The 740-nt window shown below is 54.2% G+C and carries 1 protein-coding gene; it reads left to right on the forward strand.

Annotation, left to right across the window (positions count from 1 at the left end; genetic code table 11):
• On the forward strand, window positions 1-740 hold a 740-nt coding region (locus HP552_RS14565; protein WP_175396165.1), incomplete at both ends, for a phage tail tape measure protein.

Genomic DNA, 740 nt, shown 5'->3' on the forward strand with positions numbered 1-740 from the left:
ACACAGGCAGCGGAAGCACAATCCTTCCTGGCTATGGCTGGTTTCAAAACCAAGGAAATCATGGAAGCCATGCCGGGCGTGCTGTCGCTTGCGGCGGCGGGACAGATGGAGATTGCCCGCACGGCCGACATTGCTTCCAACATCCTGACCGGGTTCCGGTTGTCGGCTGATCAAACCACAGGCGTTGTGGACGTGCTGGCGAAGGCGATGACGTCCAGTAATACAAATATTGAGCAATTAGGTTATGCGATGAAATACGCGGCACCTATTGCGGCCTCACTCGGTATGAGCATTGAAGAGGCGGCAGCAGCCGTGGGCGAGCTATCCAATGCGGGTATTCAGGGTGAAATGGCGGGTACACAGCTCCGGGCAATGCTTCTGCGGCTGACCACGCCGACCAAAGAAGCCCAATTCTATATGGACAAGCTTGGAATAACCACCAAAGATGCGGCGGGAAATATCCTGCCATTTGCCAACATCATTGGACAGTTCGAACAGGCATTCAAAAAACTGAATCAATCGCAGCAGGCTCAAGTAGCTGCATCTATCGCCGGAACTGAAGCAGCTTCCGGTTTTTTGACGTTGATCAGTACAGGCCAGGCGCAGCTTGAAAGCTTTACTTCAGAGCTGGAGAATTCGGCAGGGGCTGCGGACAAGCTGGCTGAAACCCAAATGGATACGCTGAAGGGGTCCATAGAGGAATTCAAGTCGGCCATGGAGGCTGCGGCCATTGCAGTGGG

Origin of the sequence: Paenibacillus xylanilyticus, assembly GCF_013359935.1 — a bacterium.
Lineage (GTDB): Bacteria > Bacillota > Bacilli > Paenibacillales > Paenibacillaceae > Paenibacillus > Paenibacillus xylanilyticus.